Origin of the sequence: Vulcanococcus limneticus LL, assembly GCF_002252705.1 — a bacterium.
Classification (GTDB): Bacteria; Cyanobacteriota; Cyanobacteriia; order PCC-6307; family Cyanobiaceae; genus Vulcanococcus; species Vulcanococcus limneticus.
This window is the reverse complement of the sequence record NZ_NQLA01000009.1, coordinates 1-23646: the sequence shown is the minus strand read 5'-3', so window position 1 is coordinate 23646 and position 23646 is coordinate 1. Positions and strand designations below refer to the sequence as shown.

Below are 23646 nucleotides of genomic sequence, written 5' to 3'. Positions count from 1 at the left end.
GAGATGGACCCATTGTGCCCAGGGCAGGGGTGGTTGGGCTGCGCTCGTCAGAGTTGGATGTCTGTCGAGAAGCCCGAGGCCAGCGCCGGGGTCAAGCCCAGGCTGAGGTCCGCGGCGGCCTGGGGAACAGGAGCAGACGAGTCCTCAGAGGGAGCAGAGTCGGCGCTGGGGGCGGACTCAGCGGCGGGAGCGGCGTCTCCGGCTGCGGCGGCTGCTTCGACTGCATCGGCTGCTTCGACTGCAGCGGTTGCCACGGCCAGGGGCGTCGGCTCCGCCTGCGACGGGGTGGGCCCATCGTCTTCCGCTGCGGCCTGGGGTTCCGGCCGCTCCTCCTCCAGTCCGACATCTTCAACTGCCAGGGCGTCGGTCTCAAGCTCAGCCTCCAGCTCCAGCTCAGGGGCAGCGGCAGGGGCAGCCGGGGCCGTGGTGGGCAGCTGGGGGCGCACGATGCGCGGCGCCGGAGAGGAGCCGGTGATGTTCTTCATCCAGCCGCGGCGGGCCACCTCGTAGAGCACCATCGCCGTGGCCACCGAGGCGTTGAGGCTGGGGGTGGCGCCCCGCAGCGGGATCCGCACCAGCTGGTCGCAATGCTTGCGGGTCAGCATCGACAGGCCATCCCCTTCCGATCCGGTCACAATCACCAACGGACCGTCCAGATCGGCCTCACTGAGGGCAATGGCGCCCTCGCCGGCCAGACCGATCACGCGGTAGCCCTCCTGCTTGAGGGTCTCCAGGGAGCGGTTGAGGTTCACCACCCGGGCCACGGGCAGGTGCTCCAGGGCTCCGGCGGCCACCTTGGCCACCGAGCCGGTGAGGCCGGCGCTGCGGCGCTGGGGCAGCACCAGGCCGTGGGCGCCGAGGGCCTCGGCGCTGCGCACGATCGCCCCCAGGTTGTGGGGATCGGTGATGCCGTCGAGGGCCATCAGCAGGGGCGGCTCCCCCAGGCCCTTGCAGCCATCAATCAGGGTGCCCAGATCGAGGGTGTCGGCGGCAGCGGCCTGCAGCACGATCCCCTGGTGAACGGCGCCATCGGTGAGCTGGCCCAGGCGGGCCCAGGTCACCTCCTCGACCAGCACGCCGCTGGCCTTGGCCTCGCGCAGCAGCTGCATGAAACGGGGCTGGAAGCGCATCTCGGCGGTGCACCAGATGCGGTGGATGGGCCGATCACTCTCCAGGGCCGCCTGGGCGGAGTGGCGCCCCCAGATCAGGTCATCGGCGGGACCGGCGTTGAAGCGCTCGGATTCACCCACCGGCACGGCCACGACGGCATCGGGCTGGGCGCGGTCGGGTCGACCGCCGAACGCGGGGCGACCGGGCGGGCGGGCGGGTTTAAAGGAACTGCGCTGGAAGGAACCGCCCTCCGGGCGGCCAGCACCGAAGCGGCCACCCGCCGGCCGGCCACCGCGCTCAAAGCGGCCAGCCCCAGCCTCGAAACGCTTGCCATCAGGTCGCCCGGCGCCGAAGCGCGGGCCGTCGGGACGCTTGCCCTCGAAGCGATCGCCGTCACCGCGCCTGCCCTCGAAGCGATTCGCGTCGTAGCGGGCGCCCTCGAAGCGGCCGCCGCTGGGGCGATCAGCCCCGGGGCGGCGATCATCAGGACGGCGGCCGAAGGGCTTGCGGCCGGCGCCCGGGCGGCCCTCGGCGCCGTAGCCACCGGCAGGAGCGTCGAAGCGGCGACCCGCGGGGCGGGAGCCCTCGGGACGGGGGCCGCGGGAGGGCCGATCACCCTCGGGGCGGGAAGGACGCTCACCGCCCTCGGGCCGCCACTCACCGCGGGGTGCGAAGGGCCTGGAGCCACCACTGCGGCCAGCGCCGCCGAAGCGGGCGCCACCGCCGCCTGCACGACTGCCCGCACCGCCGCCACCGAAGGCGGGACGGCCGGGTCGTCCCCCCTTGCCGCCGCGCCCGCCACCAGCGCCGTAACCACCGCCAGCCCCGTAGCCGCCGCGGGCATCGCCACCGGCCCCCGATCCCTGTCCCTGGTCGCGGCGATCAAATCGAGGGCTCATATCTCTGTCAGTCAATGGGTTTATGGGTCCGTCTCCTCAAGTTGATCCAGCAGCTGCGCGAGCCGATTCGGATCCTGCAGAAAGAGCCAGCCAATCATTGTCTCAAATCCCGTGGCCCTGCCGTACACACCGGCCTCGCCCCGGCGTGGACCGCGGCCGGCCCGGTTGCGCCCGCGCCGCACCCACTCCAGTTCGGTAGCGCTGAGCAGCGGCTCCAGACGCTCCAGGGCGGCGGCCTGGGCATCGGCGCGCACCTCGGCCACCACGGCCCGGTGCAGGTCAGCGCTGCGGCCGGGCTGGCGACAACGGCGCAAGCGTTGGTGCAGTTCCCACACCGCATCGCCCAGCCAGGCCAGCTGCAGCGGCCCCAGCTCCGGACCGAGCGGGGGCGGGATCAGGCCCGCCAGCCAGGAGGCCGCCGCCGGCTCAGGCGGCGAGGGAGCCAAGGGCGGTGTCAAGGTCGGGCTGGAGGTGCAGGAACTGCTCCAGGCGCACCAGCTTCACGGTCTGGACCACGCGGGCATTGCCCACCACCAAGAACTGCACCCCCTGCTCGTTGCACTGCTTGGCGAGCTGCACCAGGGCGCCGAGGCCCGAGGAGTCGATGAAGTCGATCCGGCTCAGATCAATCACCAGCGGCTGCGGCGTGCTGGTGCGGTGGTCGGTGATGAAGCTGAGGAACTGCTTCTCCGAGTAGGCATCCAGCTGACCGGTGAAGCTGAACAGCAGGCAGTTGCCCTGCTGCTGATAGCCGCCGCGAAGCGACACCGTCAAACGCTGCAGATCAGTGATTGGTCCGCTCCTCGAATGTCAAGCGCACGAAGTGTAGGGAGCGTCGTCGCCGCAGGCAGCTCCGCAACAAAAGTGATGCGCGAGCGTGATGCAGAAGCGGCCCGCTCAGCCGCGGCGGCTGTGCATCAGGGCCACGAAGCGGGCGAAGTGGTGGTCGGCGTCGTGGGGACCGGGGCTGGCCTCCGGGTGGTACTGGACCCCGAACAGGGGTTGGCTGCGATGGGCCAGGGCGGCCACGGTGCGGTCGTTGAGGTTGAAGTGGGTCACCTCCACCTGGTCGGCAGGCAGCGAGTCGGCATCGAGGGCAAAGCCGTGGTTCTGGCTGGTGATCTCCACCAGGCCGGTGCTGCCGCAGGGATGGTTGAGGCCCCGGTGGCCGTAGCCGAGCTTGTAGGTGCTGCCGCCCAGGGCCAGGCCCAGGATCTGGTGGCCGAGGCAGATGCCGAACACGGGCAGATCGTGCTGTTCGACCAGCCCCTTCGCCAGGGCGATGCCGCTGGTCACGGCGGCCGGGTCGCCGGGGCCGTTGGAGAGGAACACGCCCTCGGGCCGCAGCGCCAGCACCTGCTCCAGCGTGGCGCTGGCCGGCAGCACGGTCACGGCGCAGCCGTGGGCCGCCAGGCGCTCGAGGATGGCGCGCTTGATGCCGAAGTCGATCGCCACCACCCGGTAGGGGGTGGCCGGGCTGGGCTGGCGGCGCTGGTCGAACGCCGCCGGGCAGAGGGCCGACCAGTCGTAGGGCTCGCGGGTCGTGACCCGCTCGGCCAGGTTCAGGCCCGCCATCGAGGGGGCCGAGCGCACCTGCTCCAGCAACTGCTCGGGGGCACTGCCATCGGTGCTGATGGCGCCGTTGATGGCGCCGCCCTCTCGCAGGTGGCGCACCAGGGCGCGGGTGTCGACACCGCTGATGCCCACCACGCCGTGCCGGACCAGCCAGGCCTCCAGGCTCTGCTCGCTGCGCCAGTTGCTGGCCACCGGGGCCAGCTGGCGGGCGATCACCCCGCGCACGTGGGGGGCGTCGGCCTCCTGGTCGGCGCCGTTGACGCCGGTGTTGCCCAGTTCGGGGTAGGTGAAGGTGACCAGCTGGCCCGAGTAGCTCGGGTCGGTCATCACCTCCTGGTAGCCGGTCATGCCGGTGTTGAACACCACCTCTCCGATGGCGGTGCCGCTGGCCCCGAAGGCCTCGCCGCGCAGCACCAGGCCATCGGCCAGCACCAGCAGGGCGGGTCGGCGCGGGGCCTGGGACGGGGCGGCACTGGCGGGGGCCGTCGCCGGGGATGGTGCAGTCGTCATGGGCCCATCATCCAGCAGCACCCGGCGCGGCCCGATCGGGGCGGTTGAATCTGACGGCCCACATTGGGCCCGCGCTCAGATCAGGGCCTGCCGCAGGGCCTCCAGGCGCCGCCAGGCCGTGCCGCTGGCCAGGGCCTCCCTGGCGGGCTCCAGCCCCTCGGCCACCTGGTCGGTGTGGCCGGCTGCCCAGAGCACCAGTGCCGTGTTGAGGGCCACCACATCCCGCTGGGCCGCCGTGCCCCGACCCTGCAGCACCGCCTCGAGGATGGCGGCATTGGCCGCCACATCGGCGCCGCCGGCCAGGGCGGCGAGAGGGGCGGCCTCCAGCCCCAGGGCGGCGGGATCGAGTCGGTCAGCGCGCACCGTGCCCCGCTCCACCAACCGCAGCTCGCTGGGCCCCGAGAGCGCGGCCTCATCGAGGCCGCCATCGCCGTGGACCACCACCGCCCGCTCCAGCCCAAGCCGCGCCAGGGCCTCCGCCATCGGCTCGAGCAGGTGGGCCCGACCGACGCCGAGCACCTGGGACTCGGGCCGCAGCGGATTGACCAGGGGGCCCAGCAGGTTGAACACCGTGCGCACCCCCAGGGCGCGCCGCAGCGGCGCCAGACCCACCAGGGCCGGATGCCAGCCGGGGGCAAACAGGAAGGTCACGCCGCTGCTGGGCAGTGCCGCCACCACCCGGGCCGGGTCGGCCTTGAGGTTCAACCCCAGGGCCTCCAGCACGTCGGCGGAGCCCACCCGCCCACTGGCGCTGCGGTTGCCGTGCTTGGCCACCGCCACGCCGCAGGCGGCGGCGGTGAAGGCCACGGCGGTGGAGATGTTGAAAGTGTCGGCGCCATCGCCACCGGTGCCGCAGGTGTCCACCAGGGCCAGGGCCGGCCGCTCGCCCGGCAGCGGACAGGCCTGGCGCAGCACGGCGGCCATGGCGGCGAGCTCCTCACCGGTCGGTCCCTTGGCCCGCAGGGCCGCCAGCAGCGCGCCGGTGAGCACCGGCTCGATCGTCTCGGCCAGCCAGCCCTCCATCAGGGCCGTGGCCTGCTCAGCGCTGAGGGAAGCGCCGTTCAGCAGCTGCTCCAGCAGGGACGGCCAGGCGGTGGCAGCGGCCATGGAAACGACGGGCCGCGGGGGCCGGAGATCAGGCCGCCATTAAACAGACAACGCCCCGCAAACCCCAAGCGTTCAGGGGCTGTCCTGGTCGGCGGTGTCGAAGCCGGAGCCCACGGCCTGGGCGGCGGCCTGCTGGCCAGGCCGGAACCCGGCCGCCCAGATCGCCCGGGTACGCCGGTGCAGGGCCTCGAGGTCCAGGCCCCAGAACCGCAGGGTCTTGGCCAGGTCATCCTGCAGATCCTGGGCGCCGGGGAAGCCGTCGTAGCGCTGCAGCAGGCGGGCCAGATCCACCAGGTGGCCGTCGCCGGGCTGTTCCACGGCCAGCAGCTGGTCCACCAGCTCCCGGTCAGTGGCATAGAGCGGATGGGCCTGGAGCGACTCGGACATGGGGGCTTCGCGAAGGCTGCGGTGTGGGGAGAGCGGGGCGATGGGCGACGGGTCCGGCCCGGCCCAGGCGCTGTCTAGGTTGGCGGCACCTTGACTGGAATGGCGCCCTGATGGCGACCCTGCGCCTCGGCCTGATCCGGCGCTATCTGCGGCCCTATCGACGCACGGTGCTGCTGGGTGTCGTCGCGCTGGTGGCGGTGAACCTGCTGAGCGTCTCGATCCCGCTGCTGGTGCGCGGCGTGGTGGATGAGCTCAAGCCGGGCTTCGAGCTGGGCCTGGTGCTGCGCCAGGCCGCCCTGATCGTGGTTCTGGCCACGGCGATGGGTGGCATGCGGCTGTGGTCGCGGATGCTGGTGTTCGGCGTGGGACGCCAGGTGGAGGCCTCGCTCAAGCAGCAGATCTTTGATCACATGCTGCGCCAGGAGCCCGGCTGGGTGCAGACCACCGGCAGCGGCGAGGTGATCAGCCGTGCCACCAGCGACGTGGAGAACGTGCGGCGGCTGCTGGGCTTCGCCGTGCTCAGCCTCACCAACACGATCCTGGCCTACGCCCTCACCCTGCCGGCGATGCTGGCGATCGACCCGCTGCTCAGCCTTGCGGCGGTGGGGCTCTACCCGCTGATGCTGGTGACGGTGCGCCTGTTCGGCGGCCGCATGATGCGGCAGCAGCGGCGGCAGCAGGAGTCGCTGGCCGAGCTGAGCGACCTGATCCAGGAGGACCTCTCCGGCATCAGCGCCATCAAGATCTACGGCCAGGAGGCCACCGAGCGCCAGGCCTTCGCCGAGCGCAACCGCCGCTACCGCGACGAGGCCCTGGAGCTGGCCCGCACCCGCAGCACGCTCTTCCCGATGCTGGAGGGCATCGCCTCGATCAGCCTGCTGCTGCTGCTGGCCCTCGGCAGCGGCCAGCTGGAGAGCGGTCGCCTCTCGATCGGCGATCTGGTGGCCCTGATCCTGTTCGTGGAGCGGCTGGTGTTCCCCACCGCCCTGCTCGGCTTCACGCTCAACACCTTCCAGACGGGCCAGGTGAGCCTGGAGCGGGTAGAGGAACTGCTGGGCCGCAGGCCACGCATCACCTCCCCCGCGGTGCCTGTGGCCCCGGCCCGCGCCCCCGGCCGTCCCGGCGCAGCGTCCCTGGAGGCCCGGAACCTGAGCGTCCGCTACGACGGCGCCGACCGCGAGGCCCTCAGCGACGTGAGCTTCCGGCTGGAGCCGGGCGAACTGGTGGCCGTGGTGGGGCCGGTGGGCTGCGGCAAGACCACCCTGGCCCGCGCCATCGGTCGCATGGTGGAGGTGCCCAACGGCGAGCTGTTCCTCGACGGGGTCGACATCACCGCGCTGGACCTCGACGACCTGCGCCGCCAGGTGGCGCTCGTGCCCCAGGAGGGCTACCTGTTCACCGCCAGCCTGGCCGACAACCTGCGCTACGGCGAACCCGAGGCCGATCAGCAGCGGGTGGAACTGGCGGCGATCCAGGCGCGGCTCGAGGCCGACATCAAGGGCTTTCCCGACGGCTACCGCACCCTGGTGGGGGAGCGCGGCATCACCCTCAGCGGCGGCCAGCGCCAGCGCACCGCCCTGGGCCGGGCCCTGCTGGTGCAGGCGCCGCTGCTAGTGCTCGACGACGCCCTGGCCAGCGTGGACAACAACACGGCGGCGGCGATCCTGCGCTCGGTGCGCGACCAGCGCAACCGCACGATCCTGATGATCAGCCACCAGCTCTCGGCCGCCGCCGCCTGCGACCGGGTGCTGGTGCTCGACGACGGCCGTCTCGTGCAGCAGGGCCCCCACGAGCTGCTGGTGCGCCAGACCGGCACCTACCGGCGCCTGTGGGAGCGGGAGCAGGCGGCCGAACAGCTCGAGGCCATCCCCTAACTCTTGTTGAGGCCGGCAGACAAGCGGCGGCGGCGCGGCTTAGCTGAGCCCATCGCACGCGACGCCGCCATGGCCAACGGGAATCCTGCCGGGCAGCCTTACAACCTCCGCTGCACCCTCACCTTCGGGGATATCTACGGGCAGATCCTGATCTGGATGCTGGTGATCTTCGTGAGCCTGGCCGCCGGCCTGGCGCTGATGGGGGCCAGCAAGCCGATCTTCGCCCTGGTGGGTGTGGGCCTGATCCTGGTGCTGTCGCTGCCCTTCCTGCTGTTCTCCTTCACCACCACCCTGCTGAACCACATCGCCCTGGAGCCCGCCGACGGCGGCCGGACTGCCTAAGCTCGCGGTCCCAGCGGACCCGGCCCAGCGGCGGGGCCCCGAAAGCCAGCGGCAACGGTGTTCGGACTCTTCAGCAGCATGGGCGGCAGCAAGACTTCTCTGGTGGCCCCCGAAGCCGCCCTGAAGGGCCGTCCCGATCCCATCCCCACCTCTGATCGCCACGTGGTGCTGGGCACGGCCCTCAAGGCGCCCCTCAGCACCAGCCAGGCCGAAGCCCTGTTCGGCTGTGGCTGCTTCTGGGGCGCCGAGAAGGGCTTCTGGCGGCTGCCCGGGGTGGTGAGCACCGCCGTGGGCTACGCCGGCGGCTTCACCCCCAATCCCAGCTACGAGGAGGTGTGCTCGGGCCGCACCGGCCACACCGAGGTGGTGCGCGTGGTGTGGGACGTGAACGCCATCGACTTCAGCGACCTGCTCAAGCTGTTCTGGGAGTGCCACGACCCCACCGCCGGCATGGCCCAGGGCAACGACACGGGCACCCAGTACCGCTCGGCCATCTACGTGGACAGCCCGGGGCAGCTGGCCCTCGCCGAGGCCAGCCGCGAGCGGTACCAGCAGCTGCTGGATGCCGCCGGCCACGGACGCATCACCACCGAAATCGCCAGCGGCAAGCCCTTCTTCTTCGCCGAGGCCCATCACCAGCAGTACCTGGCCCGCCCCGGCAGCCGGCCCTACTGCTCGGCCCAACCCAGTGGCCTGCGGCTGGATGGCTTCGCCGGCGCCGCCTTCAAACTGCCCGCCCAGGTGTGGAATCAGTACGACTGGTCGATCTCTCACTGCGTGCTGCGCGGCGACAACACACCGATCCAGCTCGCTCCGATCCAGCCATGAGCGATCGAGGCCTCACCAGCCTGGGGCGCGGTGCGGACCTGGTGGCCCGTGCGCTCCGGCTCAGCGCCGCCCTGGCCGCCGCACTCACCACCGCTGGGGCCAGCTTGCATCTGGCCCTGGCACCCGCGGCCCGGGCGATGAGCTCCCCCTGGTGGGAGGACTACGCCATCAAGGAGCGTTTCCTCTGCGGCGGCCAGGGGGCGGTGGTGGTGGAGCGCAACGACGCCCAGGCCTCGCTGATCAGCGGCGGCTTTCGCACCACCCTGTTCCGGGAGCCCTCCGATGAGCCTGGCCTGCGCTACCGCGGCGACGACCTGCGCCTGATCCTGCAGGGCGACGAGCTCACCGTGGAGCGGCTGCCCAAGCGCATCCAGTGCCTGCGCACCGAGCAGGTCTGAGGCCAGGCCCGGACCGCTGCGCTCCCGCCCCAGCACGGCACCCCTGGGGTGCCCGCCCTGCCCCGAAGCCCTTGCCATGACTCCCCTTCCCGACCGCACCGTGATCCTGGGCCTGGTGGCGACCCTGGGGCTGGTGTTTGCCCTGGTGTTCTGGTTCGTGCGGCTGCAGCCCGCCCAGGAGACGCCCCTGCTGTGGCGTCAACAGCCGCCCGCGGCCCAGCGGGGACTGATCTGAGGCCGGCACGAACCGGGGGCGGGGCGGATCTGGGAGACAATGCCGACCGTGCGGGCTGCTCCGCCGGGTCCCCTGACTGCTGCCGTGGATCGCCCTGAGTTGCCAAGCGCTGAGTTGCCAAACAGCACGCTGCCGAGCACCGAGACGCCGAACCCAGCGGCGCAGCCCCCCGAGGCGCTGGCGGAGCCCCGACGGCTCCATCCCCTGCCGCGGGGCCTGGTGGAGCTCTATGGCCTGCTGGCCGTGCTGTTCGTTCTGGTACCGGAATGGATGGCCGGCGGGGCCCTGGCAGGCCTGCGCGAAGGGCGCGTCGGCAGTGAGCTGCCGGTGGCCTCTGGGGCCTGGCGACGGGTGCCGGAACTGCGCCTGGCCTCCATGACCCTGGCGGAGCTGCGCCAGCTGGCGGGCCAGTGGCAGCTGCGCGGCTACGGGCGCCTGGATCGGGACCAACTCACCGCCCGGCTGCTGCGCCGAATCCAGGCCAGTGGCCGAAAGCCGCTGTGATAACTTCTTTCTCGCCGGGGCGTAGCGCAGCTTGGTAGCGCACCACTTTGGGGTAGTGGGGGTCGCAGGTTCAAATCCTGTCGCTCCGATTTAATCAGATCGGTAGATCCCAGTCACAGAGCCGCCTCTCCCCAAGAGGCGGCTTTTTTGTTCCTATCCGTTTAGGCCTGCCTAGGCCCACCTAAACGCCAGAATCGGTCCACCATCCGGTCCACCCCGTGTCCCTCGACGCCGCCCTCGGGGAGCTGAACGCCCGGCTCAAGGCCGGCGGCCACCGCTGCTCCATCGAACAGCGCAAGGCCTCCCTGGTGCTTCGGGCCACCCTGGTGGACCGCGACGACCCAAGCATCCAGCGCCGCCAACGCATCACCATGGGGCTGCCTGCGAGCTACGCCTCCCTCCCCGACGCCGAGCGGCAGGCCATCGAGCTCGGCCACCAGCTACGCACCGGCACCTTCTCCTGGAGTCACTGGGACGCCCCCGAGGTCGGGGACACCCTCTCGGTCGACGCCTTCCGCGAAGCAGGCCGCCGCCTCTACGAGCAGCGCTTCAAGACCGAGACCTCCTGGGACAAGAAGTGGCGCCCAGCCCTCAACAAGCTGCCCCCCAGCGGGCCCATGACTGAGGCGGTGGCCCTACGGATCGTCCGCTCACTCCGGGAAGGCACCGCCGGCCGCCGCGATACGGCCAACATCCTGGCCCAGGTCTGCCGGGCCACCGGCATTCCCCCCGAGAACGTCCAGGCCGCAGGCCGCGGCTACACCTCAGCCAGCCTCACGCCCCGGGACATCCCCACCGACAAAGAGATCGAGCGCCTCTACCGCCTGATCAAGCTGCCCCACTGGCGCTGGCTCTACGGCATGTGTGCCACCTACGGGCTACGCCCGCACGAGGCCGTCGAGGCTGAGATCGACCCCGAGGGCAACTGCGTTATCTCCGACGACACCAAAACCGGCAACCGCATCGCGTGGCCGGTGCCCCAGCGGTGGGTTGAGCGCTTCGAGCTCGGGGGACTGCCCCGACCACCCCAGGGCAAAGACACCATCGCCAAGGTGGCCAACGACTACCTCCACGATCGGGGCCCCCTGCCCTGGGGCCTCTACACCCTCCGCCACGCCTACGCCATCCGCCTGATCACCAAGGGCATCCCCGCAGACATTGGCTGCCAACTCATGGGGCACAGCCTGGAGATCCACACACGGACCTACCGCCGCTGGCTGCAGGCGGAGAAGCTGACAGCACTCCGGAGCAACTTCCGGCTCTGACCTTTTCCGGTTATGCTGAGGTTCATTCAGGCCCATCTAGACCGAAATGGACGAGGTCCTCATCAGGCTCGAGACACTGGAGCGCAAGCTCGATCGACTCCTGGAGAGCTCCTCTCCTGAGAGCGACTGGGTGGACTCCAAGGAGTTCTGCAGGCTGGTGGGCCTCGCCGACACCAAAGCCCTTGTGTACCAGATGTCAAAGGGCATCCCTGGGGGCGACGCCGTCCGCAACATTGGCACCGCCCGCAGGCCTCGCTACCGATTTCACCGCACGAAAGCAGTCAACCAGTTCCTGAATAGGTGGGATAGCACGTCGTCAAGGCGCAGGAGCAACTGAGCCGGTTGCGGTCGTCTTCCCCGTGCCCGCCGGCCCCTCCAGCACTAGCGCCGTGCCGTCCTCGGGGGCCAGGGCCGTGGCCACCACATGGACGGCGTAGCCGTGTTGCTCCGCGGTGAGTGGGGGCATGCCCTCCGCCTCGAGGATCCGGCCCACCACCCGGAGGGCCTCCTCGGCGGTGGCCTCCGCCTGGGTGTTGCTCATGCTCCGCACCGGGGGAGCTTCGGTAAGAAATGGCATCGCGTTGAGTGAATGAAGAAAAAGAGAGGAGCCCGCACTGCAGGCCCCGATCCGGTGAACTCTACAACCTGTTTCGGAAAGGGTCACCCGAAGGCCGAGTCGAGGCTGTCCCACTCCGGCCGGTGCCGCAGCAGCTCGCTGAAGTCGTCCTCGGGGGGAGCCTGCGTTGCCTCGCTGGGTGGGGCACCTAGCGGCTCAGCCTGAGACTCGGCCTCCTCGGCTTGCGAGGGACAGATCATTGCATCTGAATTGGTGTCCCTTGTCCCTCGTAGGGTCAGATCGCTGTCCACGACTGGATTTTTACGAGGGACATCGTCAGCGCCCTCGGGGGACATGTCCCTCGTTGGGGGCTCCTCGGAACGAGGACATGTCCCTCGTTGTCCGTGGTCGTGTCCCTCGTTAATTCCTGACTATCACTGGGGTCTGGGGCAACGAGGGACAAGGGACACTCCAACGACCACCCCACGCGAGGGGGGGTGGAAGGTGTGGTGTAGGTCCTGGTCCGGGCCTTCCCAACCATCACAATCCCCCCGAGGACGAGAACCCCGTCCTCCACCCAGCGATCGAGCCACCGGCGGACGCTCTTCTTGGAAGGCGACTCCAGCCCCAGGCCGGCCCTCTCCTCCACCAGCTGCTCCCAGACCTCCGGCGCGGTCATCCGGCGCTCCTCCGGGGCCCCTTCCCCCCGAGCACGGTCCCTGACGATCCTGAGGGCCATGGTCATCGGCTCAGGGTCCCCTTGCCCCTCATCGGTGCGCCTCTCGGTCGGCGTGTGGTCCCAGACGCTGTAGGTGCCGTTCACGTCCCGCTCCACCATCAGCAGGTCGCCCTCCCGGCCCATCCGGCTCTTCTTGACCTGGATGAAGCGGCAGTTGCTGGCCACCTTCCCCTTGGCCCGCACCTTCTCCTTCTCGGCCTCCGTCAGGTCCCTCAGGTGCCACTGCTCGTCCACCGCGGCGGTCAGGTAGCGGGTGCCCCGCACCTCCCCCTGCGCGTTGTCATGGTGGATCCACATGATGGTGCAGGGATTGAACCCCCCGAGGTCGGGATTCTCCCCATTCATCCGGCTGTAGTAGTACAGAGGGCTCGCGAACGCCTTGTCCTTCTCCTGCTCCTGCATGTCTGTAGAACAGGAGCCGATCGAGTCGATCACCACCAGGGCCGGCTTGACCTCATTGATCCACTTCGTCAGGTCCGCGACGTAGTTCATCTGGAAGCCCCGCTTCACAATGAACCACTCGGAGTCCTTCTCAGGATCGATCCCGTTGTCCTCGCAGTCCCTGACGAGCTTCGCTGGGTTCTGGTCGTTCTGGATCCACAGCACCTTCCCGGCCTGGATCGGCACCTGAATGCCCCGGATCGTCATGGGTTCCCCGCGCCCCACCATCCGTGCAAACCCCATGGCAGCAGAGGTCTTCCCCTTCCCCGGGGCCGCATGCAGGATGATCTGGGCCGGCCGCATCATGAGGTTGGGAATCGTGAAGGTCATCTTCGCAATCTCCCACCAGGGCTTCGCATTCGTCTTCTGAGACAGCACATAGGCGCTGTACTCCTGCTCCGCCCTGATGCAGTCAATCGCCGACATCCGCCGCCCAGTCCTCATGGCGAGATCCGCCATCAAGTCTTTGGCGTGAGCCGGGTTGGGGTGCTCCTTGATGATCTTGCTTAGCGTCTTGAGGAAGCCCTCCGAAGTCATCAGCAGCCTCGGCCTCGCCGTCACCTCAGTCCGCACCACCGCCTGGGCGTCATCGGGATACCGATACCCCAGCTCCTTGGCGATCTCCGCGACGTAGTTCTCCAGAGCCGGCCCCTTGGGCTTCCCTGCGAACTTGTCCCCGGTCTTGATCTTGTGGACGAAGTCCAAGACATCGCCACCGACCCCGCAGGCCTTGCAGTCCCAGCACCCCGAGAGCTCCGAATACTGGAAGCTGGTGCCCGACTTGCCCCCGTGCCAGGGGCAGCCACTCATCATCTGCGGGCTCTTGCCAGGCCTGATGTCCCACCCGTACTGGTCGAAGGTGGGGTGCTTGAAGACCAACTCATCGAGCCGCGGCAGCAGCTTGCTCTGCACCTCCTCGGAGAAGAACCAGCCCCGGATCTGCCGGCTCGGCAGCAGGGTCTTGCCCGCCTCCGCCTCCAGCTGCCCCATCTCCTCCTCGGACAGCCAGGCTTTCGCCTTGAGGTGGGGCCTGATCACCTCGAGCACCCACTCCGGCGCCTCGGCCGGCTGGCCGCCGTTGTAGTTGAGGAACCGATACCGCTTGCCGGTGTCCGGGTGGATGCTCTGCGGCAGCACCGACTGGCACCGGTTGAACCGCAGCACCAGCTCCTCGTACTCCTCGCCCGCCTGCTCCTTCTTGGTCCGGTTGGTGTCCCCCTGGCCCAGGGCCCACTCCCCGTCCTCCCGCAGGATCACGGTGTTGATGTCGGCCATCAGCGGCACCATGTGCTCCGGCACCCGGTAGAGCAGCTGCCGGCGCCCGGGCTTCCCGGAGGTCCAGCTCATGGTCTGCTCCTCGCCGTAGGCCTCATAGCCCTCACCGGCCTCGGCCCGATACCGCCGATCGGCGTCAGGCCCATCGATGTCCAGGGCGATCAGTCCCCCCGAGAGCTCCCCGGTCACGACCCCGAAGCCGTTGTACCGGCTGTCCTCGAAGTAGAGGCCCTCCGAGTCGATCCGGCGCCGCTTGTGGTCACCCCATTCCTTGATGTAGGTGGACTTCCCCGCGACCGGAATCAGCGTCCAGTCCTCCGGGAACACCCCGGCCCGCACCCAGTCCAGTGGAGTGCCGGGAGGCGGCAGCTGCTTGCCCCCCGAGGGCGGAGTCCCCTCGGGGGTGAACTCAGGCTTGTGCTGGTCTGACATCTGAAGGAAATCGCAGTTTGGGCCGTGGCTCCGACCCCCAGGAAGCCGCTCCTTCGACGAGCAGGAAGCGGCACCCCAGGCGGTCGACCGCTTGAGGGTAAGCGCTCCCGCATCCAGTTCGGTGCAAAAGAAAGGTCTGACTGGTTCCGGTTGCAGCCTGACCGGTGCCGGATTAAGCTCAGTGAGATCCGCTCCTTTGGACTGCGCCGCTCGTGAGCAACGTGACAGCATCTGAATTGGACATGGATCCCTCCAACCAGTACCAGGAGCAGTTCGAGAAAGGCACCCGGGTCTTCCAGAAGCTCTTCACCGCCTGGATGGACGGCAACAACTGGTCCCACCCAGTGATGACAAGCTTGGTCCGCTCCTCCCTAGACGGAGCGTCCTGGTTCCACAGCAGCCAGATCAGTGGACTGCGCCAACGCAAGCTCTTCAGCCCAGGACCGCGCATCTTTCTGGGCATCGAGCGCCTCAATTATTTCGTCTGGCGCTACCAGACAGAGGGGACTCTCATCCCCAACACAACCAGCTCCAACCACTACGCCAACGCCACCCCAGTCCTCGAAGAAGGCGAACCACCCAGTGTCGGGTGGTGGGTCGAAGTCTTCCTCGGAACCCGGATGCCCCTCGATTTTGACCTTACTGCCCACCACTTCTCAGAAGAACAGGCTGAGAAGCTCTCCCGTAACTTCGGGCGTCTCATTCGCCGCCTTTGCGCTCGCAAAGAGATCGACCTGATCGACGACCTCCGCCGGACCATCCGGGAGCACTACCCCGCGGGTGACGACCACCGGATTTCCAGACTAAAAGGGGTCATCTGCGGGGAATCCACTTGGAGCCCGGCTGAGTTAGAGCTTGAGCTCAGTGCACTTGTCATGCTGGCTGACGGCCTAGAGGGCCCCTCAACAGAGAAAGCCTTATTAGAGCGAATCCGCTAGTAGAGCTCCTGCTGTACATGCCATTGCATGGCATTTAAGCCAGGAAAGAACAGCTTCTAGTTAACGACTAGGAACTGGCATCTCCAGGGCTAGCATTGCCATAATCCTTATTGATACGGCAAACCCTAACGTGAGCCCAGCGGCCTTTATTCCTGCATACCCACAACAGTAGGGCAAGGCAGAGCCCCGAAGGTGCATCCCCAGGGTGAGCAGGATCGGGTTCGCCCCCCGGTAGCGGTGGCCTGAAAGCAGGTTGACGTGGTGGCCTCCACCCGTGCTGTCCCAGGGCCGCCGCCAAGGGGTGGTGCCCTGTTCGAGCAGGCAGACCAGCGCCGCGACGAGCTTGTCTTCCGGGCTGGGACCAGTGCTCTTGCGGGTGTGGGCAGCACCAGCCCGCTTGCGGGTGGTGGCACCCCGGCGGGTCGTGGGCGAAGAGACAGCAGCCATGGGGGCAGCAGCGCAGGACCGACAGCGCCAGCGCGGCCAGGGCAAGGGCCGGCCAAAGCGCTCGGTGAACCCAGTGCCCCTGGCGTCCCAATGCCTGTGGTGGGTCGGCTTGCGCAGCCCTTACCCGGCCGCGCACGCTGAGGAATCCTGCGCGCGCCTTTATCTAGGACTCAGCAGGAGTAGCTGGAGGCACACGGCTGGGGTACAGCGGAACAGGCCTGGACATAGAACCTGGCCAATGCCAAGGGCCCAGTTGAAAACCCACTCCCAGGAGGAGTTGCAAGACCCCGCAGAACCAGGGCCCCACAGGCAGACTGGCCCCAGTTGCCCCAGCCCGAGCCTTTGGCGAGCGAGCAGAACCTCTCCTCCTTCATCTGGTCGGTGGCCGACCTGCTGCGGGGGGACTACAAGCGCAGCGACTTCGGTAAGGTGATCCTCCCGTTCACGGTGCTGCGGCGCCTGGACTGCGTGCTGGAGGCCACCAAGGCCGAGGTGCTGGCCGAGAAGGAGCTGCGTGAGGCCGCCGGTCTGAACCCCGAGCCCTTCCTGCTCAAGAAGGCCGGCCTGCTCTTCTACAACACCTCACCGCTCGACATGAAGCGGCTGATGGGTGATCAGGACCACATCGGCGAGAACCTGCGGGCCTACCTGCAGGCCTTCTCCCCAGCCGTGCGGGACATCTTCGAGAGCTTTGAATTCCACACCCAGATCGACAAGCTCGCCAAGGCGGGCCTGCTGTACCTGGTCACGGAACGCTTCGCGGGGATCGACCTGCACCCGGAGGTGGTGAGCAACGCCCAGATGGGCACGGTGTTCGAGGAGCTGATCCGCCGGTTCGCGGAGGAATCCAACGAGACGGCCGGGGAGCACTTCACACCGCGGGAGGTGATCCGGCTGATGGTGAACCTGCTGTTCATCGAAGACGACGACGCCCTCAGCAAGCCCGGCGTGGTGCGCACCCTCTACGACCCGGCCGTGGGAACCGGTGGGATGCTGAGCGTTAGCGACGAGTATGTGGCGGAGCACAACCCCCAGGCCCGGCTGGTGATGTATGGCCAGGAACTGAACGCGGAGTCCTACGCGATCTGCAAGGCCGACATGCTGATCAAGGGCCAGGACATCCGCAACATCATCTTCGGGAACACGCTCAACGACGACGGCCTGCAGGAGCTGCAGTTCGACTACATGCTCTCCAATCCTCCCTTTGGTGTGGACTGGAAGAAGATCGAGAAGGACATCCGCAAGGAAGCCCAGCTGATGGGCTACGAGGGACGCTTCGGGCCTGGCCTGCCCAGGGTGAGTGATGGCTCTCTGCTGTTCCTGCTGCACCTGCTCTCGAAGATGCGCCCGGCCGTCGATGGGGGCAGCCGCATCGGCATCGTGCTCAACGGCTCACCGCTGTTCACCGGTGGCGCAGGATCTGGCGAAAGCGAGATCCGCCGCTATGTGCTGGAGAACGACCTGCTGGAGGCGATCGTGGCTCTGCCTACGGACATGTTCTACAACACAGGGATCAGCACGTATGTCTGGATCCTGAGCAACCGCAAACCCCAGGCCCGCAAGGGCAAGGTGCAGCTGATTGACGCCAGTGGCTTTTGGCAGAAGATGCGCAAGAGCCTGGGCAGCAAGCGCAAGGAGCTCAGCGCTGAGCACATCGAGGAGATCACCCAGCTGTTTGGGCGCTTCGAGCCAGCCGAGAAGGACGGCAAGCCGATCAGCAAGATCTTTGCCAACGAGGCCTTCGGCTACCGCACGATCACGGTGGAGCGTCCCCTACGGGACGAGGCGGGCAACGTGGTGCTGGGGCAGCGCGGCAAGGCAAAGGGCAAACCCCAACCCGACAGCAGCCTGCGGGATACAGAGAACGTGCCCCTCTCGGAGGACGTTCAGACCTACTTCGAGCGGGAGGTGCTGCCCCACGTGCCTGACGCCTGGATTGACCATGACAAGACCAAGGTCGGCTACGAGATTCCCTTCAACCGCCACTTCTACGTGTTCACCCCACCCCGGCCTCTGGAGGTCATCGACGCCGAGCTCAAGCAAGTCACGGATCGGATCCTGGAGATGATCGGGGGGCTGACGGCGTGAGCTTTCCCCGTTACCCGGCCTACAAGGACAGCGGCGTGGAGTGGCTGGGGGAGGTGCCGGAGCATTGGAGCGTCGGCCAGAGCAGGAGAAGATTTGCACTTAGAAACCAGCGAGCGCATGAGGATGACGAGCAACTCACAGCCTCCCAAAAGCTTGGGATAGTCAAGCAAATAGACTTTGTCGAATCGGAAGGACGTCGAGTTGTAGAAGTCATTAAAGGGGCAGACATTCTGAAACATGTCGAGCCTGGCGACTTCATCATTAGCATGAGAAGCTTTCAAGGTGGAATCGAATACTCTCTTTATCGCGGTTCTATCAGCTCTGCCTACGTGATGCTCTCGCCAATCAAGGATATCCACCCAGGCTTCTTTCGCTGGCTATTTAAGAGCGATCGCTACATACAGGCTCTTCAATCAACCTCCAACCTTGTTCGAGATGGACAGGCCCTTAGATTCTCAAACTTTACTCAAGTTGATTTGCCTCTGATTCCCCACTCCGAACAAGCCTCCATAGCATCATTCCTAGACGACGAAACCGCCAAGATCGACGCCCTGATCGCCGAGCAACAGCGACTGATCGAGCTGCTCCAGGAGAAGCGTCAGGCCGTGATCTCCCAGGCCGTCACCAAGGGGCTGAACCCTGACGCGCCAATGAAGGACTCAGGCGTGGAGTGGCTGGGGGAGGTGCCGGAGCACTGGGAAAACCATCGCTTGAAAAACCTGTTCGCACTAAAGCACGGCTACGCCTTTGATGGCAGCCACTTCTCTGATGTCGGAGAATACGTGCTAATGACACCCGGAAATTTCAATGAACTAGGCGGCTTTAGAAGGAAAGACCCCGAGAAGTACTATGCCGGGAACGACGTGCCTGGGGAGTTCATTCTTAAAGAGGGGCAAATGCTCATCGTCATGACTGAGCAGGCTCCGGGCCTTGTCGGGACAACGCTATTCGTGCCCCCAGGAGAGGCTTATCTACACAATCAGCGCCTTGGATTGGTCACCCGATTAAGAGAAGAGTTGCTTGACACAAGCTTCCTATATTGGCTAATGAATTCACCAATTCTCAAGGCAAGCGTAGGAATCAAGGCAACAGGCCAAAAGGTAAGACATACATCCCCTCAGAAGATTCTAGAAAACGAAATCTGCCTCCCTCCCTTGGATGAACAGAAAGCCATCACACAAACTCTGTTTGAAGCAGACAACAGATACGGCAAACTCACAGATGAGGCAAATGATTCAATCCGTCTTCTGCTGGAGCGACGCTCCGCCCTGATCTCCGCTGCCGTCACCGGCCAGATCGACGTCCGTGGCCTGGTCCCCGAGGCCGCTGTCGCATGAGCTCCACCCTTATGACAACACGAATCGTTCTGCCAGCCGGGCAACCCCAGAGGCATCCGCATCGCCGAGGCAGCCACCCGCTTCGCCCAGGAGACCGAGACGCCTCCGCACCCTGCACAACCCTCACGCCTGGGATAGCCTTGGTGGATATACAGAGGGTGTCATGGTGGCGGTGACCAAGCTGTTTCTCAGCAATCGCAGCCAGGCCGTGCGCATCCCGGCTGACCTGCGCCTGCCCGAGTCGGTCAAGGAGGTGGAGGTGCGTGCCTGCGGTCAGGAGCGGATCATTGCCCCCCTGGGCTCCAGCTGGGACAGCTTCTTCCTGGGCGGCCCCACCGTTCCAGACGATTTCCTGGCGGAGCGGGCCTCCCAGCACCAGGACGAACGGGAGGCGCTCTGAGCCCAGCGATGCTCCGGTACCTGCTCGATACCAACATCTGCATCTACGTGATCAGGCAGCGGCCGGGGTCGCTGCTGCCCATCTTCAACCGTCACGCCGGCCACCTTGCCATCTCGGCGATCACGCTGGCGGAGCTGCTGCACGGGGCCGAGAAGAGCTCCGATCCCGCCCGTTCCCTGGGGGTGGTGGAAAACTTCTGCTCCCGGCTGGAGGTACTGGCCTATGGCCCCAAGGCGGCACAGCACTACGGCCAGATCCGCAGTGCCCTGGAACGCAAGGGCACACCGATCGGCGTCAATGACCTGCACATCGCGGCCCATGCCCGCAGCGAGGGCCTCACCCTGGTGAGCAACAACCTGCGGGAGTTCGAGCGGGTTGAGGGTCTGCTGCAGGAGAACTGGCTATGAGCCTCCACCACGAGATCAACTTCGAGGTCGAGATCGCCCAACGCCTCGGCGCCCATGGCTGGCTCTATGCCGAGGACGACAACCGGGCCTACGACCGTGCCCGTGCCCTCTTTCCCGCTGATCTCCTGGCCTGGGTGCAGGAGAGTCAGCCCGAGGCCTGGGAGCTGCTGCAGAAGAACCACGGCGCCAGCGCCACAGACACCCTGCTGAACCGCCTGCGGGCCCAGCTGGATCAGCGCGGCACGCTCGACGTCCTCCGCAACGGCATCGAGCTGTTGGGTCTCAGGAAGCCCCTGCAGCTGGCGCAGTTCAAGCCGGCCCTGGCCCTCAATCCCGAGATCCTGGCCCGCTACGACGCCAACCGCCTGCGGGTGGTGCGGCAGCTCCGCTACTCACTCCACAACGAGAACAGCATCGATCTGGTGCTGTTGCTCAACGGCCTGCCCGTCGCCACCGCTGAACTCAAGACCGACTTCACCCAGTCGATCGACGACGCGGTGGATCAGTACCGCTTCGATCGGCACCCCAAGCCCAAGGGTCAGAACCCCGAACCGCTGCTTGCCTTCCCCAGCGGTGCCCTGGTGCATTTCGCCGTGAGCACCCGCGAGGTGCGCATGACCACCAAGCTGCTCGGCCCCGCCACCACCTTCCTGCCCTTCAACCGGGGGGATGAGGGCGGCGCCGGAAATCCACTCGATCCCACGCGCGGCTACCGCACCGGCTACCTCTGGGAGGAGGTGTGGGACCGCCACAGCTGGCTGGAGATCCTCGGCCGCTACCTGGTGGCCAGCCGTGACAGCAAGAAGCAGATCAAGGAGCTGGTCTTCCCCCGCTACCACCAGCTCGCTGTCACCCGTCAGCTCCAGGCCGCGGTGCTGACGGAGGGGGTGGGCGGCAAATACCTGGTGCAGCACTCCGCCGGCTCCGGCAAGACCAAGTCGATCGCCTGGAGTGCCCACTTCCTGGCTGAGCTGCACGACGCTGAGCACCGCAAGGTGTTCGACACGGTGCTGGTGGTGTCCGACCGCAACGTGATCGACACCCAGCTGCAGGAGGCGCTCTTTGACTTCCAGCGCACCACCGGCGTGGTGGCCAGCATCACCAATGCCGATGGCAGCAAGAGCAGCAAGCTCGCTGCCGCCCTCTCGGGCGACAAGAAGATCGTGGTCTGCACGATCCAGACCTTCCCCTATGCCCTGGAGGAGGTGCGCAAGCTGGCCGCCACCGAGGGCAAGCGCTTTGCGGTGATCGCCGATGAGGCCCACAGCTCCCAGAGCGGAGAGGCCGCCGCCAAGCTCAAAGCCGTGCTCAGCGCCGAGGAGCTGGCGGAGCTGAATGATGGCGGCGAGGTGAGCATGGACGACGTGCTGGCTGCCCAGATGGCCGCCCGCGCCAGGGACAGCGGCATCACCTTCGTGGCCTTCACCGCCACCCCCAAGGCCAAGACCCTGGAGCTCTTCGGCAGGCGCCCCAACCCTGCTGAACCCGCCAGCGACACCAACCGGCCTGAGCCCTTCCACGTCTATTCGATGCGCCAGGCGATCGAGGAGGGCTTCATCCTCGATGTGCTGCGCAACTACACCAGCTACAAGCTGGCCTTCCGCCTAGCCCACAACGGCGCCAGCTACGACAACGCCCAGGTGGAGAAGAGCGCTGCACTCAAGGGGATCATGGGCTGGGTGCGGCTGCACCCCTACAACATCGCCCAGAAAGTGCAGATCGTCGTTGAGCACTTCCTGGAGTTCATCGCCCCCCTGCTGGAGGGCAGGGCCAAGGCGATGGTGGTGGTGGCCAGCCGGCTGGAGGCGGTGCGCTGGCAGCTGGCGATCGAGCGCTACATCAAGGAGAAGGGCTACCCGATCGGCACCCTGGTGGCCTTCTCCGGTTCCGTCACCGACAGGGAGAGCGGCCCCGATGACTTCAGCGAGACCAGCGCCGCCCTCAACCCGGGTCTCAAGGGCCGGGACATCCGCGAGGCCTTCGCGACGGAGGAGTACCAGATCCTGCTGGTGGCCAACAAGTTCCAGACCGGCTTTGACCAGCCGCTGCTCTGCGGCATGTACGTGGATCGGCGCCTGGCCGGCATCCAGGCCGTGCAGACCCTCTCACGCCTGAACCGCTGCCACCCGGGCAAGGACGAGACCTACGTGGTGGATTTCGTCAATGACCCCAGCGAGATCCTGGAGGCCTTCCAGACCTTCTACGAGACCGCCGAACTGGCAGGCACCACCGATCCCAATCTGGTGTTCGACCTGCGGGCCAAGCTCGATGCGGCCGGCCACTACGACGACTTCGAAGTGGAGCGGGTGGTGAAGGTGGAGCTGGACCCCAACGGCAAGCAGAGCGAGCTGGCCAGGGCCCTCGAACCCGTGGCCGATCGGCTGCTCAAGAAGTACAAGGCGGCCCAGAACGCCCTCGCCGTGGCCCGGGAGCTGGGGGATACCGCCGCCACCAAGGAGGCCGAGGACGCGCTGAACGCCCTGACCCTGTTCAAGGCCGACATGGGGGCCTTCCTGCGGCTCTACACCTTCCTCTCGCAGATCTTCGACTACGGCAGCACGGCCGTGGAGAAGCGCTCGATCTTCTACAAGCGCCTGCTGCCGTTGCTGGAGTTCGGCCGCGAGCGCGACAGCGTCGATCTCTCCAAGGTGGTGCTCACCCACCACACCCTCAAGAACCTGGGCAAGCGTCACCTGCCCCTCGGTGAAGGCGAGGCCCCCAAGCTCCAGCCCCTTACAGAAGCCGGCACCGGCCAGGTGCAGGAGAAGCAGAAAGCCCTGCTGGAAGAGATCATCGCCAGGGTCAATGACCTGTTCGAGGGCGAGCTGAGCGACTCCGACAAGCTGGTGTACGTCAACAACGTGCTCAAGGGCAAGCTGCTGGAATCGGAACTGCTGCAGCAACAGGCCGCCAGCAACTCCAAGGAGCAGTTCAGTAACTCGCCCGACCTGCAGAGCGAACTGACCAACGCCATCATCAACGCCCTTGATGCCCACACGACCATGAGCACCCAGGCCCTCAACCAGCCCGCCGTGCAGTCCGGTCTGAAGGACATCCTGCTCAACTACGCGGGTCTGTGGGAGGCCCTCCGGCAGCGGGCGGCGGGGCAAAGCTGAGCAGATTCATCCGACTTCCCAACAAGGGCGACTGCTTATTCGGTCTTCTCATTAGGGCACAAGGCACCAGTAGGCATCGTTAGCAAGCAATCTCCAGTCTGTCTCCAGTACCGCGGTTGAGCAGCTAGAGGGGGGGGGCCTCAGGGCCTGATGAATCTGCAACGAATACCAGACGTTGCACTCCATATTCACCATGGGGTAACCTTATCCCGTGGGATCACATCTGGAGCCAATTACCGGAGCCTGCAGTACATCAGTAGGGCCTCCTGAGAAAGTCGGAGCCGCTGCCGCCAATACAGATTCTGGCAGTCAGGTGCCTTGCTGAGTGATTATCAAGCCGCAGCTGTCTCAACGCTTGATGGCAGCTTGTTGCACCTCAGAGCTACAAGCTGGCTGCTCAGGATCTGCAGCCAGAAGGCAAACAAGGCAAAAAGAA

At 66.9% G+C, this 23646-nt stretch carries 24 protein-coding genes and 1 tRNA gene; 15 read left to right on the top strand and 10 right to left on the bottom strand.

Going from position 1 to position 23646, the window contains the following annotated elements:
* Positions 1 to 47: 47 nt before the first annotated feature.
* The 6 genes from rlmB to CJZ98_RS06120 all read right to left on the bottom strand — a co-directional run bounded on the left by rlmB (position 48) and on the right by CJZ98_RS06120 (position 5588).
* Complete coding sequence (gene rlmB, locus CJZ98_RS19025; RefSeq protein ID WP_232756258.1) at positions 48 to 2009, bottom strand: 23S rRNA (guanosine(2251)-2'-O)-methyltransferase RlmB; 1962 nt, start codon at positions 2007 to 2009, stop codon at positions 48 to 50.
* A 20-nt stretch (positions 2010 to 2029) separates the two neighbouring features.
* Positions 2030 to 2380 carry a ribonuclease III domain-containing protein gene (locus tag CJZ98_RS06140; RefSeq protein WP_198537547.1) on the bottom strand — a complete coding sequence of 117 codons (351 nt, stop codon included), beginning with the start codon at positions 2378 to 2380 and terminating at the stop codon, positions 2030 to 2032.
* A gap of 55 nt (positions 2381 to 2435) precedes the next feature.
* Positions 2436 to 2783 (bottom strand): STAS domain-containing protein, encoded by a 348-nt coding sequence (locus CJZ98_RS06135; RefSeq protein WP_094589460.1) that lies wholly within the window; start codon positions 2781 to 2783, stop codon positions 2436 to 2438.
* A 123-nt stretch (positions 2784 to 2906) separates the two neighbouring features.
* Entirely contained in the window at positions 2907 to 4094 is a 1188-nt protein-coding gene (carA, locus tag CJZ98_RS06130; protein WP_094589549.1) for a glutamine-hydrolyzing carbamoyl-phosphate synthase small subunit, read from the bottom strand.
* 75 nt (positions 4095 to 4169) lie between these two features.
* On the bottom strand, positions 4170 to 5201 hold the full coding sequence (gene trpD / locus CJZ98_RS06125) for an anthranilate phosphoribosyltransferase (protein ID WP_094589458.1): 1032 nt from the start codon (positions 5199 to 5201) through the stop codon (positions 4170 to 4172).
* A gap of 72 nt (positions 5202 to 5273) precedes the next feature.
* The gene (locus tag CJZ98_RS06120) at positions 5274 to 5588 is read right to left on the bottom strand and encodes a DUF3288 family protein (protein ID WP_094589456.1); all 315 of its coding nucleotides are present in this window, start codon (positions 5586 to 5588) and stop codon (positions 5274 to 5276) included.
* A gap of 110 nt (positions 5589 to 5698) precedes the next feature.
* Here CJZ98_RS06120 and CJZ98_RS06115 point away from each other — a divergent pair, with 110 nt between their 5' ends.
* From CJZ98_RS06115 to CJZ98_RS06080, 9 genes are all read left to right on the top strand, one after another.
* Positions 5699 to 7462 carry an ABC transporter ATP-binding protein gene (locus tag CJZ98_RS06115; protein ID WP_094589454.1) on the top strand — a complete coding sequence of 588 codons (1764 nt, stop codon included), beginning with the start codon at positions 5699 to 5701 and terminating at the stop codon, positions 7460 to 7462.
* Between the two features lie 69 nt (positions 7463 to 7531).
* Positions 7532 to 7804 (top strand): hypothetical protein, encoded by a 273-nt coding sequence (locus CJZ98_RS06110; protein WP_094589452.1) that lies wholly within the window; start codon positions 7532 to 7534, stop codon positions 7802 to 7804.
* Positions 7805 to 7882: 78 nt separating this feature from the next.
* Complete coding sequence (gene msrA, locus CJZ98_RS06105) at positions 7883 to 8632, top strand: peptide-methionine (S)-S-oxide reductase MsrA (protein WP_094589450.1); 750 nt, start codon at positions 7883 to 7885, stop codon at positions 8630 to 8632.
* Positions 8629 to 9030 (top strand): MliC family protein, encoded by a 402-nt coding sequence (locus tag CJZ98_RS19020; protein WP_232756256.1) that lies wholly within the window; start codon positions 8629 to 8631, stop codon positions 9028 to 9030. Before msrA ends, CJZ98_RS19020 begins: the two co-directional genes overlap by 4 nt.
* A gap of 76 nt (positions 9031 to 9106) precedes the next feature.
* Positions 9107 to 9265 carry a hypothetical protein gene (locus CJZ98_RS18750; protein WP_198537538.1) on the top strand — a complete coding sequence of 53 codons (159 nt, stop codon included), beginning with the start codon at positions 9107 to 9109 and terminating at the stop codon, positions 9263 to 9265.
* A gap of 129 nt (positions 9266 to 9394) precedes the next feature.
* A complete protein-coding gene (locus CJZ98_RS06095; protein ID WP_232756267.1) occupies positions 9395 to 9769 on the top strand; it encodes a Rho termination factor N-terminal domain-containing protein in 375 nt (124 codons plus the stop codon).
* A 15-nt stretch (positions 9770 to 9784) separates the two neighbouring features.
* Positions 9785 to 9858: transfer RNA gene (locus CJZ98_RS06090), tRNA-Pro, on the top strand.
* A 129-nt stretch (positions 9859 to 9987) separates the two neighbouring features.
* On the top strand, positions 9988 to 11034 hold the full coding sequence (locus CJZ98_RS06085) for a site-specific integrase (RefSeq protein WP_094589448.1): 1047 nt from the start codon (positions 9988 to 9990) through the stop codon (positions 11032 to 11034).
* Positions 11035 to 11080: 46 nt separating this feature from the next.
* Complete coding sequence (locus CJZ98_RS06080) at positions 11081 to 11371, top strand: hypothetical protein (RefSeq protein WP_094589446.1); 291 nt, start codon at positions 11081 to 11083, stop codon at positions 11369 to 11371.
* Here the strand turns inward: CJZ98_RS06080 and CJZ98_RS06075 are convergent.
* The 3 genes from CJZ98_RS06075 to CJZ98_RS06070 all read right to left on the bottom strand — a co-directional run bounded on the left by CJZ98_RS06075 (position 11351) and on the right by CJZ98_RS06070 (position 14477).
* The gene (locus tag CJZ98_RS06075; RefSeq protein WP_157910894.1) at positions 11351 to 11575 is read right to left on the bottom strand and encodes a hypothetical protein; all 225 of its coding nucleotides are present in this window, start codon (positions 11573 to 11575) and stop codon (positions 11351 to 11353) included. The two genes, CJZ98_RS06080 and CJZ98_RS06075, sit on opposite strands and share 21 nt — an antisense overlap.
* A 119-nt stretch (positions 11576 to 11694) precedes the next feature.
* The gene (locus CJZ98_RS18205) at positions 11695 to 11850 is read right to left on the bottom strand and encodes a hypothetical protein (RefSeq protein WP_157910893.1); all 156 of its coding nucleotides are present in this window, start codon (positions 11848 to 11850) and stop codon (positions 11695 to 11697) included.
* A 35-nt stretch (positions 11851 to 11885) separates the two neighbouring features.
* Positions 11886 to 14477, bottom strand: coding sequence for a bifunctional DNA primase/polymerase (locus CJZ98_RS06070; protein WP_108723287.1), 2592 nt, complete (start codon positions 14475 to 14477; stop codon positions 11886 to 11888).
* A 242-nt stretch (positions 14478 to 14719) separates the two neighbouring features.
* Here CJZ98_RS06070 and CJZ98_RS06065 point away from each other — a divergent pair, with 242 nt between their 5' ends.
* A complete protein-coding gene (locus tag CJZ98_RS06065) occupies positions 14720 to 15415 on the top strand; it encodes a hypothetical protein (protein ID WP_157910892.1) in 696 nt (231 codons plus the stop codon).
* Between the two features lie 60 nt (positions 15416 to 15475).
* On the opposite strand, the gene CJZ98_RS06060 is transcribed toward CJZ98_RS06065, so the two are convergent.
* Complete coding sequence (locus CJZ98_RS06060; protein ID WP_094589439.1) at positions 15476 to 15862, bottom strand: ArdC family protein; 387 nt, start codon at positions 15860 to 15862, stop codon at positions 15476 to 15478.
* Between the two features lie 342 nt (positions 15863 to 16204).
* Between CJZ98_RS06060 and CJZ98_RS06055 the strand changes: the two genes are divergently transcribed.
* From CJZ98_RS06055 to CJZ98_RS06035, 5 genes are all read left to right on the top strand, one after another.
* Positions 16205 to 17950: a type I restriction-modification system subunit M gene (locus CJZ98_RS06055; RefSeq protein WP_094589438.1), complete on the top strand. Its 1746-nt coding sequence runs from the start codon at positions 16205 to 16207 to the stop codon at positions 17948 to 17950.
* Positions 17947 to 19287, top strand: a complete 1341-nt coding sequence (locus CJZ98_RS06050; protein ID WP_094589436.1) for a restriction endonuclease subunit S — start codon at positions 17947 to 17949, stop codon at positions 19285 to 19287. Before CJZ98_RS06055 ends, CJZ98_RS06050 begins: the two co-directional genes overlap by 4 nt.
* A gap of 163 nt (positions 19288 to 19450) precedes the next feature.
* Positions 19451 to 19687 (top strand): type II toxin-antitoxin system VapB family antitoxin, encoded by a 237-nt coding sequence (vapB, locus tag CJZ98_RS06045; protein WP_094589434.1) that lies wholly within the window; start codon positions 19451 to 19453, stop codon positions 19685 to 19687.
* Positions 19688 to 19695: 8 nt separating this feature from the next.
* Complete coding sequence (vapC, locus tag CJZ98_RS06040) at positions 19696 to 20094, top strand: type II toxin-antitoxin system tRNA(fMet)-specific endonuclease VapC (protein ID WP_094589432.1); 399 nt, start codon at positions 19696 to 19698, stop codon at positions 20092 to 20094.
* Positions 20091 to 23210 carry a type I restriction endonuclease subunit R gene (locus tag CJZ98_RS06035; RefSeq protein WP_094589430.1) on the top strand — a complete coding sequence of 1040 codons (3120 nt, stop codon included), beginning with the start codon at positions 20091 to 20093 and terminating at the stop codon, positions 23208 to 23210. The genes vapC and CJZ98_RS06035 overlap by 4 nt, the downstream gene beginning before the upstream one ends.
* Positions 23211 to 23646: the final 436 nt, after the last annotated feature.

What these genes read in the sequence shown, in the direction of transcription:
- CJZ98_RS06065 (WP_157910892.1), top strand. Translation starts at nt 14,720, where the DNA reads ATGGATCCCTCCAACCAGTACCAGGAGCAGTTCGAGAAAGGCACCCGG.
- CJZ98_RS06110 (WP_094589452.1), top strand. Translation starts at nt 7,532, where the DNA reads ATGGCCAACGGGAATCCTGCCGGGCAGCCTTACAACCTCCGCTGCACC.
- CJZ98_RS19020 (WP_232756256.1), top strand. Translation starts at nt 8,629, where the DNA reads ATGAGCGATCGAGGCCTCACCAGCCTGGGGCGCGGTGCGGACCTGGTG.
- CJZ98_RS06060 (WP_094589439.1), bottom strand. Translation starts at nt 15,862, where the DNA reads ATGGCTGCTGTCTCTTCGCCCACGACCCGCCGGGGTGCCACCACCCGC.
- CJZ98_RS06115 (WP_094589454.1), top strand. Translation starts at nt 5,699, where the DNA reads ATGGCGACCCTGCGCCTCGGCCTGATCCGGCGCTATCTGCGGCCCTAT.
- vapB (WP_094589434.1), top strand. Translation starts at nt 19,451, where the DNA reads ATGGTGGCGGTGACCAAGCTGTTTCTCAGCAATCGCAGCCAGGCCGTG.
- CJZ98_RS18205 (WP_157910893.1), bottom strand. Translation starts at nt 11,850, where the DNA reads ATGATCTGTCCCTCGCAAGCCGAGGAGGCCGAGTCTCAGGCTGAGCCG.
- CJZ98_RS06075 (WP_157910894.1), bottom strand. Translation starts at nt 11,575, where the DNA reads ATGAGCAACACCCAGGCGGAGGCCACCGCCGAGGAGGCCCTCCGGGTG.
- carA (WP_094589549.1), bottom strand. Translation starts at nt 4,094, where the DNA reads ATGACGACTGCACCATCCCCGGCGACGGCCCCCGCCAGTGCCGCCCCG.
- CJZ98_RS18750 (WP_198537538.1), top strand. Translation starts at nt 9,107, where the DNA reads ATGACTCCCCTTCCCGACCGCACCGTGATCCTGGGCCTGGTGGCGACC.
- CJZ98_RS06070 (WP_108723287.1), bottom strand. Translation starts at nt 14,477, where the DNA reads ATGTCAGACCAGCACAAGCCTGAGTTCACCCCCGAGGGGACTCCGCCC.
- msrA (WP_094589450.1), top strand. Translation starts at nt 7,883, where the DNA reads ATGGGCGGCAGCAAGACTTCTCTGGTGGCCCCCGAAGCCGCCCTGAAG.
- CJZ98_RS06120 (WP_094589456.1), bottom strand. Translation starts at nt 5,588, where the DNA reads ATGTCCGAGTCGCTCCAGGCCCATCCGCTCTATGCCACTGACCGGGAG.
- vapC (WP_094589432.1), top strand. Translation starts at nt 19,696, where the DNA reads ATGCTCCGGTACCTGCTCGATACCAACATCTGCATCTACGTGATCAGG.
- CJZ98_RS06035 (WP_094589430.1), top strand. Translation starts at nt 20,091, where the DNA reads ATGAGCCTCCACCACGAGATCAACTTCGAGGTCGAGATCGCCCAACGC.
- CJZ98_RS06080 (WP_094589446.1), top strand. Translation starts at nt 11,081, where the DNA reads ATGGACGAGGTCCTCATCAGGCTCGAGACACTGGAGCGCAAGCTCGAT.
- rlmB (WP_232756258.1), bottom strand. Translation starts at nt 2,009, where the DNA reads ATGAGCCCTCGATTTGATCGCCGCGACCAGGGACAGGGATCGGGGGCC.
- trpD (WP_094589458.1), bottom strand. Translation starts at nt 5,201, where the DNA reads ATGGCCGCTGCCACCGCCTGGCCGTCCCTGCTGGAGCAGCTGCTGAAC.